The organism is Arthrobacter sp. RT-1, assembly GCF_003367205.1.
GTDB lineage: Bacteria > Actinomycetota > Actinomycetes > Actinomycetales > Micrococcaceae > Arthrobacter.
Genome location: NZ_QRGQ01000040.1, coordinates 130,097 through 145,380 on the forward strand (window position 1 = coordinate 130,097; position 15,284 = coordinate 145,380).

15 protein-coding genes are annotated in these 15,284 nt (G+C 67.5%); 13 read left to right on the plus strand and 2 right to left on the minus strand.

Going from position 1 to position 15,284, the window contains the following annotated elements; genetic code table 11:
* Positions 1-4: 4 nt before the first annotated feature.
* A complete protein-coding gene (locus DXK94_RS18760; protein WP_115526085.1) occupies positions 5-1,561 on the minus strand; it encodes an ABC transporter substrate-binding protein in 1,557 nt (518 codons plus the stop codon).
* Positions 1,562-1,841: 280 nt separating this feature from the next.
* The gene (locus DXK94_RS18765) at positions 1,842-3,161 is read right to left on the minus strand and encodes an MFS transporter (RefSeq protein WP_079598062.1); all 1,320 of its coding nucleotides are present in this window, start codon (positions 3,159-3,161) and stop codon (positions 1,842-1,844) included.
* 227 nt (positions 3,162-3,388) lie between these two features.
* Here DXK94_RS18765 and DXK94_RS18770 point away from each other — a divergent pair, with 227 nt between their 5' ends.
* The 13 genes from DXK94_RS18770 (at position 3,389) to DXK94_RS18830 (ending at position 15,192) form a co-directional block, all read left to right on the plus strand.
* On the plus strand, positions 3,389-4,219 hold the full coding sequence (locus DXK94_RS18770; protein ID WP_176156888.1) for an IclR family transcriptional regulator: 831 nt from the start codon (positions 3,389-3,391) through the stop codon (positions 4,217-4,219).
* Positions 4,220-4,347: 128 nt separating this feature from the next.
* A complete protein-coding gene (locus DXK94_RS18775) occupies positions 4,348-5,229 on the plus strand; it encodes a shikimate dehydrogenase (protein ID WP_115526086.1) in 882 nt (293 codons plus the stop codon).
* Entirely contained in the window at positions 5,229-7,133 is a 1,905-nt protein-coding gene (locus tag DXK94_RS18780) for a bifunctional sugar phosphate isomerase/epimerase/4-hydroxyphenylpyruvate dioxygenase family protein (RefSeq protein WP_115526087.1), read from the plus strand. Before DXK94_RS18775 ends, DXK94_RS18780 begins: the two co-directional genes overlap by 1 nt.
* A gap of 49 nt (positions 7,134-7,182) precedes the next feature.
* The gene (gene pcaH, locus DXK94_RS18785) at positions 7,183-8,049 is read left to right on the plus strand and encodes a protocatechuate 3,4-dioxygenase subunit beta (RefSeq protein ID WP_079598059.1); all 867 of its coding nucleotides are present in this window, start codon (positions 7,183-7,185) and stop codon (positions 8,047-8,049) included.
* 4 nt (positions 8,050-8,053) lie between these two features.
* Positions 8,054-8,620 (plus strand): protocatechuate 3,4-dioxygenase subunit alpha, encoded by a 567-nt coding sequence (gene pcaG / locus DXK94_RS18790; protein WP_115526088.1) that lies wholly within the window; start codon positions 8,054-8,056, stop codon positions 8,618-8,620.
* The gene (locus DXK94_RS18795) at positions 8,617-10,083 is read left to right on the plus strand and encodes a lyase family protein (RefSeq protein WP_115526089.1); all 1,467 of its coding nucleotides are present in this window, start codon (positions 8,617-8,619) and stop codon (positions 10,081-10,083) included. Before pcaG ends, DXK94_RS18795 begins: the two co-directional genes overlap by 4 nt.
* A complete protein-coding gene (locus tag DXK94_RS18800) occupies positions 10,076-10,894 on the plus strand; it encodes an alpha/beta fold hydrolase (RefSeq protein ID WP_115526090.1) in 819 nt (272 codons plus the stop codon). Before DXK94_RS18795 ends, DXK94_RS18800 begins: the two co-directional genes overlap by 8 nt.
* Positions 10,891-11,346 (plus strand): 4-carboxymuconolactone decarboxylase, encoded by a 456-nt coding sequence (gene pcaC, locus DXK94_RS18805; RefSeq protein ID WP_115526091.1) that lies wholly within the window; start codon positions 10,891-10,893, stop codon positions 11,344-11,346. Before DXK94_RS18800 ends, pcaC begins: the two co-directional genes overlap by 4 nt.
* Positions 11,347-11,429: 83 nt before the next feature.
* Positions 11,430-12,647 carry a thiolase family protein gene (locus DXK94_RS18810; RefSeq protein WP_115526092.1) on the plus strand — a complete coding sequence of 406 codons (1,218 nt, stop codon included), beginning with the start codon at positions 11,430-11,432 and terminating at the stop codon, positions 12,645-12,647.
* 3 nt (positions 12,648-12,650) lie between these two features.
* Positions 12,651-13,334 carry a 3-oxoacid CoA-transferase subunit A gene (locus DXK94_RS18815; protein ID WP_115526093.1) on the plus strand — a complete coding sequence of 228 codons (684 nt, stop codon included), beginning with the start codon at positions 12,651-12,653 and terminating at the stop codon, positions 13,332-13,334.
* A 1-nt stretch (position 13,335) separates the two neighbouring features.
* Entirely contained in the window at positions 13,336-14,013 is a 678-nt protein-coding gene (locus tag DXK94_RS18820) for a 3-oxoacid CoA-transferase subunit B (RefSeq protein WP_115526094.1), read from the plus strand.
* Positions 14,014-14,049: 36 nt separating this feature from the next.
* Positions 14,050-14,856, plus strand: coding sequence for an IclR family transcriptional regulator C-terminal domain-containing protein (locus DXK94_RS18825; protein WP_115526095.1), 807 nt, complete (start codon positions 14,050-14,052; stop codon positions 14,854-14,856).
* A gap of 3 nt (positions 14,857-14,859) precedes the next feature.
* Positions 14,860-15,192 (plus strand): MmcQ/YjbR family DNA-binding protein, encoded by a 333-nt coding sequence (locus tag DXK94_RS18830; protein WP_079598050.1) that lies wholly within the window; start codon positions 14,860-14,862, stop codon positions 15,190-15,192.
* Positions 15,193-15,284 lie beyond the last annotated feature (92 nt).

Here is a 15,284-nt window from a genome sequence, read left to right on the forward strand (position 1 = left end):
AGGACTAGGAGGCGGACTTTGCTGTGTTCGCAGTCAGGACGTAGCGGGACAGCGGGTCCTGGACGTAGGAGAGGACGTTGGTGCGGACCGCGTCGGTGGCCTGTTCGTTCACGAGCCAGGCGTTGACCGCCTTGTCCTTGAGGATCCGGCCTGCTTCCGCGTACAGCTTGTAGCGTTCGTTGGCATCAATGGTTGTGGCAGCTTCGGCGATGATCCTGTCGTACTCCGCGTCGCAGAAGTGGCTCAGGTTGTAGGTGCCCTTGCAGGTGTAGTCCGCGGTGAGGAAGCCGATGGGGTCCGCGATGTCGATCAGCCGGTTCCGCTGGCTGAGCAGCATGTCGTAGTTGCCGGCCATGACGTCCGGTTCCGCCGAGGCGTATTCCTTGGCCTGGATGGACAGCGGGATGCCGATGTTCTTCAGGTTCTCCTGGATGACCGCGGCAACGTCGGCGAATTCCGCGCGCTCCACGATGGCGATGATTTCCAATGGACGGTCCGCGGTGTAGCCGGCGGACGCCAGCAGCTTGCGGGCTTCGTCGAGATCCTGCTTGTGCTTCTCCTGGTCTTCGCCGGCCCAGGGCTCGGACGGCGCGAACGGACCGGTGGCGGGAAGGGCAGCGCCTTCGTAGACGCTTGCAGCCAGGGCATCCAGGTCCAGGGAGTCCCGGATCGCCTTGCGGACGTCAACGTTGTCCAGCGGCGCGCGGCCGTTGTTCATGTACAGCGTGGCGGTGCGCGGCGAATCGGCGCCCAGCACAGTGACGCCGGGAGCGCTTTTCAGGGCGGCGAGGCTGGCCACGGGAATGGACAGGGAGATATCCGCTTCGCCCGTCTGCACCTGGGCGGCGCGGGTGGCGCCGTTGGTGATGAACCTGATTTCTGCGCCGGCCAGCTGGACGTCGCCGCCCCAGTAGTTTTCGTTGCGGTCCAGCGTCAGCGACTGCTTGGCCTTTTCGGACACCGGGGTGAAGGGGCCGGTGCAGTGGCCGAACGGGTTCACTTCGGCGTCCTTGTAGGCAGCGGGAGCCAGGATGCCGGTGTTGACGCTGGCCAGGCGGTACGGGACCAGGGGGTTCTCGGCGGGGGTGCTCACCCGGACGGTGGTGGCGTCCAGCGCGGTGACGCTGCTGATCATGGTGCGGTTGAAGGCGCGGGCGGGCACCTTTGCGTCCAGGACGTGGTTCAGTGCGGCCACCACGGACTCCGCGGTGAGTGCGCTGCCGTCCTGGAAGGAAACGTCCTGCCGGATGCTGAAGTCCCAGTCCAGCGGGGAGGTCTGCTTCCACTCTGTGGCCAGGAAGGGAACTACTTTGCCCTCGGCCTGGTCGTATTTGGTGAGGGTTTCGAGGCAGCCGGAGAGGGAAAGGATGTAGGCGGCGTCGGATTCGACGGCCCAGTTGGCTACCGGTGCCCGGAAGTTGTCCACCACAATCCGCTGGCTGGTGTCCGCTGCTGCGGTGCTCTGCGCAGGCTGGGCCTGGTTGCCGCTGAAGCCGCAGCCGGCCAGCGTAAGGGTGGCCAGGGCTGCCACAAGGACGCGGGGACGAAGGAAGGAACGCACAGAAACCGCCTAGCAGGGCTGCCCGGGGGAGGGCAGGAAAAAGAGGGGACTACTTAGGGTAGCCTTCCCTGCCTCTAATTCGAGAATTGATGAAGTACCTGTTCAGCGGCGGGAAGGTGTGCCGCGGCTCCGGCTGCCACCCGTCGTCGTACCTTCCTGCCCGGTTGGTACCCACCCGGCCGGCGGCCCGGACACGCGAAAGCCCGCCGTTCCTGGGCCAGTGCAGGCGGAACGGCGGGCTTTCAAAAAGCAACCGGGCGGGAAGGTGCGCGCCCGCGGCCTACTTCAGGCCGAGCTGCTGGGTGGGAACCTTGAAGGTTTCCTTGGCAGTCAGGGCCGAGATGGCCGCGATGGAGCAGATGACGGCGGTGAAGACGCTGATCTGGACCCAGCCGCCGGGCTTGATGCCGCCCATGGCTGCAACGATGGCCGGTGCGAAGCCTGCCATCAGGAAGCCCAGCTGGGTGCCGATGGCCAGTCCGGAGAAGCGGACCTTGGTGCTGAACATCTCGGCGTAGAAGGACGGCCAGACGGCGTTGGAGGCGGCGTAACCGCAGGAGAAGAAGCCGATGGCGGCGAGGAACATCAGGGGGACGCTGCCTGATTCGAGGCTGAGCAGGAATAGCGGGGTGAGGGCAGCGCTGGAGAGCGCGCCGTAGATGAACACCGGCTTGCGTCCGATCTTGTCCGCCAGCATGCCGAACAGTGGCTGGGTGCCCAGGGCCACCAGGTTGGCGCCCACCACGAGCCAGAGGGTGGTGGTGCCGTCAACGCCGGCAACGGTCTTGGCGTAGCTGATGGCGAGGGTGCCGAACACGGTGGAAACGGCGGCGATGAAGGCACAGCAGATAACGCGCAGGACGTCGCGCCAGTGGGCCTTGAGGAGGTCGGCCACGGGGAGCTTGGAAATCTGGGCGGACTTCTGGGCTTCCTCGAACGCGGGGGGCTCGTGCAGGGTGCGGCGGATGAAGAAGGCAACAACCACCACGACGGCGCTGAGCCAGAACGGGATGCGCCAGCCGATGCCGTACTTGATCTCGTCCGGGAGGGCGAGGACGGGGATGAAGACCAGGGCTGCGAGGATCTGGCCGCCCTGGGTGCCGGTGAGGGTCCAGGAGGTGAAGAAGGAGCGGCGGTTGTCCGGGGCGTGCTCAAGGGTCATGGAGGACGCGCCGGCCTGCTCGCCGGCGGCGGAAAGGCCCTGGCAGAGCCGCGCCAGCACCAGCAGTGCCGGAGCCCACCAGCCCACGGTGTTGAAGTCGGGCAGGCAGCCGATGAGGAACGTGGAGGCACCCATGAGCAGCAGGGTGAACATCAGGACTTTCCGCCGGCCCACCCGGTCGCCGAAGTGGCCCAGGATCACGGCGCCCACAGGGCGGGCCACGTAGGCGAAACCAAAGGTTGCAAAGGACATGATGGCGGCGTTGGCATCAGCGTCCGGGAAGAAGACGGTGGGGAAGATCAGCGCGGCTGCGGAGCCGAAGATGAAGAAGTCGTAGTATTCGACGGCGCTGCCCAGGAAGCTGGCGAGGGCCGCCTTCTTGGGCGTCCCGCCATGGGTGGCGGTGCCCGCTCCGGCGGACGGAAGTGTCTGGCTCATGGAGTTCCTTTGTGTGACGACATTGTCGCGAATTAAAACTTGGTCGCAGCCGCCTGGGTGCGGGCGGGGGGCGCGCTATGCGCTGGATCGAACAGTAGATCCGGGACAAGTAGCCGCATGGTGAGAGCTGCTTGTGCGATACAGCAATGATGGCTGTGAGGACTGTCACCTGTCAAGAAAATAATCACGATCTAGAAATAGCTCTCACATTGTGGCAACATCGAGTTATGAGTGTGAACCAAACCACAGTGGCCGATGATGTTCCCGCTGAAGCCGGCGAGTCCGGGGCGGCAGGGAAAAAGGCCGACCGTACTGACATGGTGGGCAAGGCCCTGAGCCTCCTGGTCCTCCTGGGGGATGAGCCCCGGGGCGCCAGCGCGGCGGAGATTTCACGCCGCGCGGAGCTGCCGTTCAGCACCACCTACCGGCTCCTTGGCTCGCTGGCCCGGGACGGGTTCGTGGATTATGAACCCGATGGCCGCCGCTACCATCTTGGGCTGCGGATCTTCCAGCTGGGACAGCGGGTTTCAAACCACCACGGCTTTGCCGGCACGGCCATGCCCGTGCTGCGGCGCGTGACCGAGCAGACGGGCGAGGCGACCATTCTGAGCGTCCGCGACGGGAACCACCACCTCACCGTCAACAAGGTGGACGGCCCGCAGATTTTCCGCGTCACCTCCGACCCCGGGCATCTGGGCTCCCTCTCCACCACCGCCGTGGGCAAGGCCCTGGTGGCTTTCGCGGAGGATGCGGAGCGCGAGCGGCTGCTGGCGGAGCTGCCGCTGGAGGCACTCACCGACAAATCCATCACCGACAGGCAGCTGTTCCGCGACGAGATTGAACGCACGCGCCGCCGGGGTTATGCAGTGATGGACGAGGAGAACGAGGCCGGCATGCGCGCCGTTGCCGTGCCCCTGCTGAACGGCCAGGGCCATGCCTTTGCCTCCCTGGCCACTGCGGTTCCGGTCTTCCGCCTGAGCCTGGAGGCACTGGAAGCGCACGTGCCGCTGCTGCAGGACGCTGCCGCGGAGCTGGCCGCACGGCTGCCGCAACGCTAACTGTTCGCATTACGAACACTAGTGCGATAGATGAACAATTGTTGTACTGTTATTTCCAACACCGGAACCGCACCTTCCGCCACGCGCGGACCTACGCTTCCGGTGCCGTTACCAAAGGAGCTGCACGGATGAGTAATCGAACTGAGTCCTATCTCGTGGGACTGGTCGGCGATGGCGTGACGCCGTCACTCACCCCCTACATGCACGAACGCGAAGGTGATGTGCAGGGCCTGCGCTACCTTTACCGCCCCATCGACCTCCTGGAACTCGGCCTGCCGGGCGAATCCGTCGGCCAGCTGCTCCAGAACGCCCGCACCCTCGGCTTCAACGGACTGAACATCACCCACCCCTGCAAGCAGCTGGTCCTGCAGTACCTGGATGTCATCTCCCCGGACGCCCTGAAGCTTGGCGCCGTCAACACCGTGGTGATCGAGGACGGCCGCTTCATCGGCCACAACACCGACTTCTCCGGCTTCGGCGCCGCCCTCGCCTCCGGCCTGCCCGGCGCGAAGCTGGACCGCGTGGTCCAGCTCGGTGCCGGCGGTGCCGGTTCAGCCGTCGCCTACGCCCTGCTCTCCGCCGGCGTCAAGGCACTCGACCTGGTGGACGTGGCTCCTGAGCGCGCCGCCGAGCGCGCCGCCGAACTCGCCGGTTTCTTCCCGGACAGCACCGTCACAGCCCATACGACGGCGGAGCTGCCGCAGCTGATGCCGCTCACCGACGGCCTGGTGCACTGCACCCCCGTAGGCATGGCCGCGCACCCCGGCGTCCCGCTGGACCTTGGCCTGCTGGAAGCCCGGCACTGGGTTGCGGACATCGTCTACCGCCCCATCGACACCGAACTGGTCCGGGGCGCCCGGGCCAAGGGCTGCGCCGTGCTGGACGGAGGCCGGATGGCAGTGGGCCAGGCCGCCGACGCCTTCCGGATCTTCACCGGACTGGAACCGGATCCGGAACGCATGCGCTCGCATTTCCTGGAACTCGTGGCCGCCGAGGAGGTGGCAGCCTGATGCGCACCGGAATCGCCACCGTCTGCCTCTCCGGCACGCTGAAGGAAAAGATGCAGGCCTGCGCGATTGCCGGGTTCGACGGCATCGAGATCTTTGAGCAGGACCTGGTCACCTCCACCCTGGGTCCCGAGGACGTCTGCAAGATGGCGGCGGACCTGGGCATGGGGCTTGACCTCTACCAGCCGTTCCGCGATTTCGACGGCGTCACCCCGGACCTGCTCAAGGCCAACCTCCGGCGGGCCGAGGCAAAATTCGGGCTGATGTCCCGCCTTGGCATGGACACCATCCTGGTCTGCTCCAACGTTGCCACGGCAACCATTGACGACGACGGACTCAGGGCCTCCCAGTTGGCGCAGCTTGCCGAGCTGGCCGGCGACCACGGTATCAAAGTGGCCTACGAAGCATTGGCCTGGGGCAAGTACGTCAACGACTACGAGCACGCCTACCGCCTGGTGGAGATGGTGGACCATCCCAACCTTGGGACCTGCCTAGACTCCTTCCACATCCTGTCCCGCGACTGGGATACGGCGCCCATCGAGGACATCAACGCGGACAAGATCTTCTTCGTCCAGGTGGCAGATGCCCCGAAACTCACTATGGACGTGCTCTCCTGGAGCCGCCACTACCGCGTGTTTCCGGGCGAGGGCCAGTTCGAGCTCGCCAAATTCATGGGCCACGTGGTCCGCGCCGGCTACACCGGCCCGGTCTCCCTGGAGGTCTTCAACGACGTCTTCCGCCAGTCCGATGTCGAACGTACCGCCGTGGACGCCATGCGCTCGCTGATCTGGCTGGAGGAACAAAGCGCCAAATGGCTCGCCGCCACGGCCGAAGCCGAAGGGGGCGGCAGTGCCGCCATCCGCCGTCGGTATCCCATGGAACTGGCCACCCTGCCCAAGGTGAACGAACCGGCCGGCTTCAACTTCGCCGAGGTGAAGGCGGACGATACCGCGCAGCTCGAAAAGCTCCTGGGCCAGCTCGGTTTCGCATTCGAGGGCCGGCACCGCACCAAGGACGTCCAGCTCTGGACCATGGGCCAGGCCCGCGTGATCATCAACGAGCAGGCGGCCTCGCATGCCGAACCCGCCATCGCCGCGCTAGGCTTCGACGTCGATTCCCCGGTCATTGCCTCCGCCCGGGCCCAGCAGCTCAAGGCGCCGGTGGTGGCCCGCAAGGTCCAGGCCGACGAGGAAGTGTTCCAGGGCATCTCGGCCCCGGACTCCACCGAAATCTTCCTGTGCCAGGGCAGCCCGGACGGCACCGCCACCTGGACTGCGGAATTCGGGCAGGCCGGTGAGCTCGGCGAGGGCCTGGAGCGCTCCTCGAGCGGAGCCGGCGCCGTCATCGACCACGTCAACCTGGCGCAGCCGTGGCAGCACTTTGACGAAGCCGTGCTCTTCTACACCAGCGCCCTGGCCCTGGAACCGCAGCCCTTCGCCGAGGTTCCCAGCCCCAGCGGGCTGGTCCGCTCGCAGGTCATGCAGACCACCGACGGCGCCGTGCGGCTGGTGCTGAACCTGGCACCGGCGCAGCAGGCGCAGAGCGAAGTCCGGAAAACCTACCAGGAACACATCGCCTTCGCCGTGGACAACCTCGTGGCCACCGCCCGGGCCGCCCGGGAGCGGGGCCTGGAGTTCCTGCAGATTCCGGCCAACTATTACGAGGACCTCGATGCCCGGTTCGACCTGGAACCCGGGTTCCTGGCCACCCTGCAGGAACTCAACCTCCTGTACGACCGCGATGCCAGCGGGGAATTTCTGCACTTCTACACCGCCACCGTGGGCAGCGTGTTCTTCGAGATGGTGGAGCGCCGCGGCAACTACGACGGGTACGGGGCCCCCAACGCCCCGGTCCGGCATGCCGTCCAGTACGACCACCGCCAGCACACGTCCCCCCAGCGGCACTGACCACCGCACACCTTCCAAAACAAGACCGAACACCAGAAAGGAGCCAGCCGTGCCGCACGAAACAACCGCGCAGACGGACGAGCTTGTACCGGCTGCCGAACCCAAGGCAGGACACGCGCAGCTGGACCGCGCCGTGGAAACACAGCAGGACCTCAGCGACGAGATCAACGGCCTGGCCGACGCCTACAAGCGGGCACTCAAAGACGGTGCCCCGGCCGAGACCCAGCCCCGCCTGGACTACCCGCCATACCGCAGCAGCATCCTGCGCCACCCCACCAAGAGCCTGCACCACGCGGACCCGGAAACCATCGAGCTGTACTCGCCGGCCTTCGGGCACCAGGACGTGCACGCGCTGGAATCGGACCTCACCATCCAGCACAACGGCGAACCCCAGGGCGAGCGGATCATCGTCGCGGGCAAGGTCCTGGACGGCGACGGCCGCCCGGTAGCCGGGCAGCTGGTGGAAATCTGGCAGGCCAACGCCTCCGGCCGCTATATCCACAAGCGGGACCAGCACCCCGCGCCAATCGACCCCAACTTCACCGGCATCGGCCGTTGCATCACCGGTCCGGACGGCTCCTACCGGTTCACCACCATCAAGCCCGGCGCCTACCCGTGGAAGAACCACCTGAACGCCTGGCGTCCCGCGCACATCCACTTCTCGCTGTTCGGCACCGAGTTCACCCAGCGCATCATCACCCAGATGTACTTCCCCGGGGACCAGCTGTTCCCGCTGGACCCCATCTACCAGACCATCGTGGACCAGGACGCCCGCGACCGGCTGGTGGCCAACTATGACCACAGCCTCACCGAGCCCGAATGGGCGCTGGGCTACAACTGGGACATCGTCCTGACCGGGCCCAAGCGGACCTGGACCGAGAACGAAGCGCTGGGCGCAGAGGGTGACGAGGAATAGGAACATGAGCAACCAGACCACGCAGCTTGTCCCCACGCCCGGCCAGACCGTAGGCCCGTTCTATGGGTACGCCCTGCCGTTCGAAAAGGACAACGAACTCCTCGCCCCCGGCTCGCCCGGCTCCATCCGCCTCCAGGGCACCGTGTACGACGGCGCCGGGGAGACAGTGCCGGACGCCATCCTGGAGATCTGGCAGCCCGACGCCCAGGGCAACATCGTCCAGAAGACCGGTTCGTTCCACCGTGACGGGTACTCCTTCACGGGCTGGGGCCGCGGCGCCGTAGGTTACTCCGGCGTGTACACGTTCACCACGGTCAACCCCGGCCCCACCTCGCCGGGCGCCGCGCCGTTCATCTCGGTGGCCATCTTTGCCCGCGGCCTCACCAACCGGCTCTTCACCCGCATCTACCTGCCGGAGGACCAGGAGGCCCTGGCCAAGGACCCGCTGCTGGCCTCGCTTGAGCCGGAGCGCCGGAAGACCTTGATCGCCCGGCGGGATCCCGACGGCGGACTGACCTTTGACATCCGCCTCCAGGGTGAGGGCGAAACAGTCTTCCTGGACTTCCAGTGACCAGCGGCGTCCCTGCCAGCTTCGGAAGCGGTGCCGGTGGCGACGCCGGACTCCTGAGCCCTGTCTCGGCGTCGCCCCTGGTGGCTGCGCTGACCGGGGACCGCCCGGTGCTGGCGGCGATTCTCGCCGTCGAGTCCGGCTGGGCCGCGGTGCTGGAAAAGGCGGGCCTGGCGCCCGCCGGATCCGCCGCCGTCGTGGCCTCCGCTGCTGAGGCGGGACGCTACGACCTGGCCGATGTGGCGCTCCGCGCCCAGGGCGGCGGGAACCCCGTGATCCCCCTGCTGTCCGACCTCCGCAAGCACGTAACGGCGCTGGACACGGAGGGCATCGGTGCGGGGAAGGCTGTGCACACCTCGCTGACCAGCCAGGACGTGCTGGACACCGCGCTGATGCTGATGGCCCACACCACCGTGGGGGCGGTGCTCGCGGACGTGAAGCGGACGACGGCGGCGCTCGCCGCCCTGGCGGAACAGCATGCGGATACGCTGTGCGTGGGCAGGAGCCTGACGCAGCACTCGCTGCCGTTCACGTTCGGGCTCCGGGCCGCCCAATGGTTCCAGGGCGTGGCTGCGGCCGGCCGCCAGCTGGAAAACCTGGAGCTTCCGGTCCAGTTCGGCGGCGCGGCGGGAACGCTGGCCGCCGGCACCGTCCTGACCGCCGATTCCCCCGCCACACCGTTCACCCTCGCCGAATCGCTTGCCTCCCAGCTGGGCCTCGCCGCCGCTCCCGCGCCGTGGCACACCAACCGGCTGGCCGTCACCTCACTGGGACATGCCCTGGCGTCGGTGCTGGACGCCTTCGGCAAGATCGCGGCGGACGTGCTGTTCCTGAGCAGGCCGGAGGTGGCCGAGCTGGCCGAGCCGCGGGCTGCGGGCCGCGGCGTCTCCTCCGCCATGCCGCAGAAGCAGAACCCCGTGCTGTCCGTGCTGGTTCGCAGCGCGGCGCTGCAGGGACCGCAGCTGGTGGCACAGCTGCACCTCGCCGCCGCAAACTTCAACGACGAACGCCCCGACGGTGCGTGGCACACCGAATGGCCCGCACTCCGGCATCTCCTCGCCCTCACCCTCGGCGCTGCCGGCCACCTCCGGGAGCTCACCGAAGGGCTGCAGGTCTTCCCGGAAGCCATGCGCCGCAATCTGGACCTCGCCGGTCCGCTGCTGCTGGCCGAGGGCGTCAGCGCCGCGGTCTCACCCCTGCTCGAGGAGAAGGACGGCCGCACCGGCAAGCAGCAGCTCCAGGACGTGGTGGACCGGACCCTCCAGGCACCCTCGGCGGAACAGGGCGCCACCTACCGCAAACTGCTCCGCGAGGCCGTGCCCGCCGGGCTGCTTCCCGACCTCCGGCTGGACGAACTCCTGGATCCCGCCAGCTACCTGGGCGAGGCCGGCGGGATCTCACGCCGCATCCTGGCCGCCTACGCCGATTTTGCAACCGCTACCCCGAACGGAGCCAACCGTGGCTAAACCCACACTGAAGGCAGTGCTGCTGTCCCCGCAACGCGCGCTGGGCGAGAGGCCGCTGCTGGTCGCGGGACCATCCCTCGGCACCTCCACCCTCCTGTGGACCGAGGCGGCCACCCTGCTCGGTACCGATTACGACGTGGTGGCCTGGGACCTTCCCGGCCACGGCGTCTCGCCGGCCGCAACCGAAACCTTCACCGTAGCCGACCTCGCGGACGCTGTGGTGGACCTCGTGGACTCCATCGCCCCCGGCGCCGCCTTCCACTACGCCGGGGTTTCCCTGGGCGGTGCCACCGGGCTGCAGCTCGGCATCAAGCACGGCGAGCGTCTCAAGAGCCTCTCCGTGCAGTGCTCCGGAGCCAAGCTCGGCACTCCCGAAGGCTGGCTGGAACGCGCCGAAACGGTCCGCACCCAGGGTACCCCCGTGATGATCCAGGGCTCGGCCGAGCGCTGGTTCGCGAAGGGGTTCATGGACCGCGAACCGGCCCGGAGCAGCCGCCTCCTGCACGCCCTGCGCGACGCCGACCGCTTCAGCTACGCGTTCTGCTGCGAAGCCCTGGCCGCCTTTGATGTCCGCGCAGACCTCGGCAGCATCCGCGTCCCCACGCAGGCCCTGGCCGGTGCGGACGATACTGTTGCGCCGCCGTCGTTCGCGGAGGAAATTGCCGCGGGCATCACCGCCGGCGGGGGCATCGCCAACGCCGCGACCCTAAGCGGCGTGGCCCACCTGGCCCCGTTCGAAGCCCCCGGGCACGTGGCCGACCTGCTCCGCAACCTCATCTCCTGGACCGAGTCCCGGGCGGCCGCGAAATGAGCGGCATGGAGCGGCATGGTGTTGTCCAGCCGGGTGCCACCGGCCAGGAGATCTACGACGGCGGCATGGTGGTCCGCCGCGAAGTCCTGGGCGATGCGCACGTGGACCGCGCCAACGCCAACAAGGACGAATTCACCGACGACTTCCAGGACATGATCACCCGGATCGCGTGGGGCGGCATCTGGACCCGGCCCGGCCTTTCCCGGCAGATGCGGTCCGCCGTCACCATCACCGCCATGGTGGCGCACGGGCACTGGGAAGAGCTCGCCATGCACATCCGCGCTGCCCTCACCAACGGCCTGAGCCGGGATGAGATCAAGGAAATCCTGCTCCAGACCGCCATTTACTGCGGGGTCCCCTCCGCCAACACCGCCTTCAAAACGGCCCAGCAGGTGTTCCGCGACATGGACACCGCACCCGCGGCCACAGACACCCACACCCCACCCAACTAGGTAGCACTAAGTGTCGTTTTGAGCCCTCATAACGACACTTACTGCGACCTAGTTGGGGAACGGACAGAATCAGAGGAACAGTCATGAACCAGGCTTTTGTGTACGACGCCGTGCGCACCCCTTTCGGCAAGTTCGGCTCCGGCCTCGCCGCCGTCCGCCCGGACGACCTTGCAGCCCATGTGATCCGGGAGTCCGTGAAGCGGGCTCCGGGACTGGATCCGCAGCGGATCGACGAGGTGGTCTTTGGCAACGCCAACGGCGCCGGCGAGGAAAACCGCAACATCGCCCGGATGGGCACTTTGCTGGCCGGGCTGCCCGTTTCGATCCCGGGCACCACGGTGAACCGGCTCTGCGGCTCGTCCCTGGATGCCGCGATCATCGCCTCCCGCCAGATCAACGCCGGCGACGCGGACCTGGTGCTGGTGGGCGGCGCGGAGTCGATGTCCCGTGCGCCGTGGGTGCTGCCCAAGACGGACAAGCCCTACCCGGCCGGGGACATGACCCTGGCCTCCACAACCCTGGGCTGGCGCCTGGTGAACAAGGCGATGCCCAAGGAGTGGACCATCTCCCTCGGTGAGGCCACCGAAAGGCTCCGTGAAAAATACGGGGTGACCCGGGAAGCGCAGGATGAGTTCGCCGCGAACTCGCACAACCTGTCCGCCGCCGCGTGGGACGAGGGGTTCTACGACAACCTGGTGGCCCCGGTTCCGGGCACGGACCTGGTGCGGGACGAGGGCATCCGTCCCGGTTCCACGGCTGAGAAGCTGGCTGCCTTGAAGACGGTGTTCCGTTCAGAGCCCGAGGGCGCAGAGGTGGGCGGCACGGTCACGGCCGGCAACGCTTCCCCGCTGTCCGACGGCGCCTCCGCGGCCTGGGTGGGGTCCGAGGCTGCCGCCGGGCTGCTGGGGCTCGAACCGCTGGCCCGCATTGCCGGGCGTGGTGCGCACGGCAACGATCCGCAGTACTTCGGGTTCGCCCCGGTGGAGGCGGCGAACAAGGCCCTCGCCAAGGCGGGCATCGGCTGGGACCAGGTGGGCGCCGTCGAACTTAACGAAGCGTTCGCCGCGCAGTCCCTGGCCTGCATCAACGCCTGGGGCATCGACCCCTCGATCGTGAACCGGCACGGCGGCGCCATCGCCATGGGCCACCCGCTGGGCGCGTCCGGAACCCGGATCCTGGGCACCCTTGCCCGGTCGCTGCAGGCCTCCGGGGAGCGCTGGGGCGTCGCGGCGATCTGCATCGGCGTCGGGCAAGGCCTGGCCGTGGTGCTCGAAAACGTAACTACTGGCGTGAAGGGCTAGGCAATGCTGACTTTTGTTGACTCCGTAAACGAGGCCGTGGCCGGCATCAAGGACGGCTCCACGGTGATGATCGGCGGTTTCGGCAACGCCGGGCAGCCGTTCGAACTGATCGATGCGCTGATGGACTGCGGCGCCACGGACCTGACCGTGGTGAACAACAACGCCGGCCAGGGCGACCAGGGCCTTGCCCTGCTGATCAAGGAAGGCCGGGTGCGGAAAATGATCTGTTCCTTCCCGCGGCAGTCCGACTCCTGGCACTTCGACGCCAAGTACAAAGCCGGCGAAATCGAGCTGGAACTGGTGCCGCAGGGCAACCTGGCCGAGCGGATCCGCGCCGCCGGTGCCGGCATCGGCGGATTCTTCACCCCCACGGGGTACGGCACCATGCTGGCCGAAGGCAAGGAAACCCGCATCATCGACGGCCGCGGCCAGGTCTTCGAAACGCCCATCCACGCCGACGTCGCCCTGATCAAGGCACTCAAGGCCGACGGCAAGGGCAACCTGGTCTACCGCAAGACCGCCCGGAATTTCGGCCCCATCATGGCCGCCGCAGCGAAGCAGACTATCGTGCAGGTGTCCGAGATCGTCCCCGCCGGGTCGCTGGACCCGGAGACCGTGGTCACCCCCGGCATCTACGTCAACACCATTGTCCGCATCCCGGCGGGCACCACCGAGAAGGCGGCCTGACATGAGCATCGCAACGTCCCTCCAGACCTCCGCCACCCCGCTGGGGCGCGACGACCTGGCCCGCCTGGTGGCCCGCGACATCGCCCCCGGGTCCTTCGTGAACCTTGGGATCGGCCAGCCCACCCTGGTGTCCAACTACCTCACCGCTGAACAGGACATCACCCTCCACACGGAGAACGGGATGCTCGGCATGGGACCAGAAGCGCAGGGTGACGAAATCGACGGCGACCTGATCAACGCCGGCAAGATCCCCGTCACCGAACTCCCCGGAGCCTCGTACTTCCACCACGCCGACTCCTTCGCGATGATGCGTGGCGGGCACCTGGACATCTGCGTCCTGGGCGCGTTCCAGGTCTCCGTCACCGGTGACCTCGCCAACTGGCACACCGGCGCGCCCGGCGCGATCCCCGCGGTCGGCGGTGCCATGGACCTGGCGACCGGGGCCAAGGATGTGTTCGTCATGATGACCCTGCTGACCCGCGAGGGCGCGTCCAAGATCGTGGAGTCCTGCACCTACCCGCTCACCGGCGTGGGCTGCGTGACCCGGGTCTACACGGACAAGGCAGTGTTCCTCACCGGACCCGAGGGCGTCAGCGTCCGCGAAACCTTCGGCTGCACCCTCGAGGAACTCCAGGAACTCGTCCCCGTCCCGCTCAAGGCCGCTCCAGCCGCTGGTTGAGCCCGTCGAAACCCGGCGGCCCTAGGATTGGTAACCATGACCGAAGCAGCAGTAGCGGGCGCCCCGCAAGCCAGCGACCAGTACGTACAGTCGCTGGCGCGCGGGCTGGCCGTGATCCGCGCGTTCGACACCGACCATCCGGTGATGACCCTGACGGAAGTGGCCGGCAGGACTGACCTGACCCGGGCCACGGCGCGGCGGTTCCTGCACACCCTGGTGGAGCTGGGCTACGTGCGGACAGACGGCAAGACGTTCGCGCTCACCGCCAAGGTCCTGCAGCTCGGTTACGCGTACCTCTCCGGGCTTTCGCTGCCCCAGCTCGCGCAGCCGCACCTTGAGGAGCTCTCGCTGAAGCTCGGCGAATCCACCTCCGCGGCCGTGCTGGACGGCACCGACATCGCCTACATCGCCCGGGTGACCACCCGCCGGATCATGACCATCGGCATCACCGTGGGCACCCGCTTCCCGGCCTACGCCACCTCTATGGGCAGGGTCCTGCTCGCACATCTTCCGCCGGCAGAACTGGACGCCTACCTGTCCGCGGCTGACATCAAACCCCTTACTCCGCGGGGCCTGGGAACCGTTCCGGAACTGCTGGCAGAGCTGGAGACGGTCCGGGCCCAGGGCTGGTGCCTGCTGGACCAGGAGCTGGAACTGGGGCTGATGTCCGTTGCGGCCCCGGTCTACGACGGACCCACGAAGGTAGTGGCCGCCGTCAACGTCTCCCTGCAGGCGCAGTCCGTCGCCGCCCAGCCGGACAGGGATGCCTACCTGGCCTCGATTGCCCGCGAGATCGTGGCCACGGCCAAACTGGTCTCAGCAGATCTCGGCGCCCGGGGATAAAGGGTGGTCACGGAAGATGATGTCCGGGAAGCCGCGCTCGCGCTGCCAGGTGTCACCGAGCGGCTGAGCTGGGGCCAGCCGGCGTGGTTTGCGAGGACCCTGATGGCCCGGATCTGGGAACCCGGTGTCCTCACGGTCAAGACGGAGGAGCGGGAGGCGCTGGCCGGGACCGAGCCGGACACCTACTTCTGGACACCCCACCACGAGCGTTCACCCCAATTAGTGCTGGTGCGGCTTGACCGGATCGACGCCCGGCTCCTCGGGGAACTGCTCCAGGATTCCTACCGGCTGGCTGGCGGCGGGCCGTCCCGCCCGCATCAGCGGCGAAGCGCCTAATGTAACTGTTTCCCATCCAAGCCGGCCGACCCACTCCCGCCGCAGCAGTGCGGGCCATAGACTCTAGCCAACTACGTGCAGCAGCGCCGCTC

Excerpts from the sequence above, each read along its gene's own strand:
- pcaC (WP_115526091.1), top strand. The coding sequence starts at position 10,891 with ATGAGCGGCATGGAGCGGCATGGTGTTGTCCAGCCGGGTGCCACCGGC.
- DXK94_RS18775 (WP_115526086.1), top strand. The coding sequence starts at position 4,348 with ATGAGTAATCGAACTGAGTCCTATCTCGTGGGACTGGTCGGCGATGGC.
- DXK94_RS18765 (WP_079598062.1), bottom strand. The coding sequence starts at position 3,161 with ATGAGCCAGACACTTCCGTCCGCCGGAGCGGGCACCGCCACCCATGGC.
- pcaG (WP_115526088.1), top strand. The coding sequence starts at position 8,054 with ATGAGCAACCAGACCACGCAGCTTGTCCCCACGCCCGGCCAGACCGTA.
- DXK94_RS18825 (WP_115526095.1), top strand. The coding sequence starts at position 14,050 with ATGACCGAAGCAGCAGTAGCGGGCGCCCCGCAAGCCAGCGACCAGTAC.
- DXK94_RS18780 (WP_115526087.1), top strand. The coding sequence starts at position 5,229 with ATGCGCACCGGAATCGCCACCGTCTGCCTCTCCGGCACGCTGAAGGAA.
- DXK94_RS18820 (WP_115526094.1), top strand. The coding sequence starts at position 13,336 with ATGAGCATCGCAACGTCCCTCCAGACCTCCGCCACCCCGCTGGGGCGC.
- DXK94_RS18810 (WP_115526092.1), top strand. The coding sequence starts at position 11,430 with ATGAACCAGGCTTTTGTGTACGACGCCGTGCGCACCCCTTTCGGCAAG.
- DXK94_RS18770 (WP_176156888.1), top strand. The coding sequence starts at position 3,389 with ATGAGTGTGAACCAAACCACAGTGGCCGATGATGTTCCCGCTGAAGCC.
- DXK94_RS18815 (WP_115526093.1), top strand. The coding sequence starts at position 12,651 with ATGCTGACTTTTGTTGACTCCGTAAACGAGGCCGTGGCCGGCATCAAG.